Annotated in this window: 2 protein-coding genes; both read right to left on the bottom strand. The window is 74.4% G+C overall.

Translation table 11 applies throughout. The annotated features are described in order from the left end of the window. A partial coding sequence (locus AB0N07_RS51310) for an FAD/NAD(P)-binding oxidoreductase (protein ID WP_365847913.1) occupies positions 1 to 859 on the bottom strand: 859 nt, incomplete at its 3' end. Positions 860 to 971: 112 nt separating this feature from the next. Continuing rightward, on the bottom strand, positions 972 to 1,256 hold a 285-nt coding region (locus tag AB0N07_RS51305; RefSeq protein WP_365847912.1), incomplete at its 5' end, for a hypothetical protein.

The following is a 1,256-nucleotide window of genomic DNA, read 5'->3' as shown; positions in this document are numbered from 1 at the left end:
GGTGCACGGGATGCCGCAGGGTCGCGGGATCCGCGGCTGCCAGGCCGGCCTCGCCGTCGTCCGCCAGGCCCGCCTCGGCGATGAACTCCGGGGCCCGCACCACGGGTGTGATGTACGCGGCCGCGACGTCGGTGATCCGCTCACCGGTGTTGAGCACCACCTCGCGGGCCTCGTGGTCCACGGCGTTCACCTCTGCGCCGGAGTGCACATGGATGCCGTACCTCGCCACGGCCTCGGCCAGAGCGGGGTCGATGGTCTGCCGGTCCAGGATCCGGCCGTACGGGGTCACCAGGTGGACGTCCACGTCCGGCAGGATCCCCTCACGCTCCCACGCCGCGCAGGCCAGGAACAGCGCCTTGAGCACGGTGCCGCCGCACGAGGAGGGCTCAGCCGGCACATTCGCCACCACACGGTCCCCCGCGGCCACACGCGACAGCAGCGCCCGGGCGGCGTCCACGTGCTCGGGCACGTGCGCACTCGCCGCCCATCCGGCGGCGTAGGCCTCACGCAGCCCGTCGATCGCACCCCACCACGGGGTCAGCCCCGGGCAGAGCACCAGGTGGCGGAAGCCCACGGTCAGCCCGGTGGTCGTCACCGCGGTCCGTTCCTCGGCGTCGACGGCCACGACGTGGTCCGGGATCCATTCGACCCCGTCCGGGATGACGGCCCGCATCGGCCGTTCGAACCGGGCCATGTCCGCCTGCCCGCCCGCCGCGTAGTTCAGCATCGGCCGGTAGCGGTGCAGCTGTTGGCCGTCGGCGATGCCGACCCGACCCTGCCGCTTCCGCCGCAGTGCGGCGGCCAAGGACACGCCGGCGTTGCCGCCGCCGACGATCAGGATGTCGTACTGCTCGGTCACGTGGTCCTCCGTGGGGTGACGGGGTCAGGGGAACGGTACGACCGCCCCCGCGGACGTGCTCCGCGGTGGACGGGACGTGCCGCCCATCCTCCACTGGGGGCCGGGGCCGGCGCTAGCCCGCGAGGCCCAGCAGCCGCAGCTGGTCGGCGTACTTGCGCATCCCGACCTCCACGGCCTGTGGGTTCTGTGCGTACCAGTCCAGGTGGGTCTGCCGCAGCTGCTCGGCCGGGACGGTCTGTCCGGCCACGGTCCAGTCCTCGGTCGGCTCGGCGACGAGGTCGAGGGCCTCCACCACGACCGCCTCGAGGGGCGCGCGCACCCCGCCGAGGAGCACGCGGGAGGCGGGCACGGGCTGGACGGCGACGTCGCCCGGCAGGTGCCCGGCCGCGCGCTCGGC

Origin of the sequence: Streptomyces sp. NPDC051172 (assembly GCF_040682555.1) — a bacterium.
GTDB lineage: Bacteria > Actinomycetota > Actinomycetes > Streptomycetales > Streptomycetaceae > Streptomyces.
The sequence above is the reverse complement of the archived record's forward strand: the minus strand, read 5'-3'. Positions and strand labels throughout refer to the sequence as shown.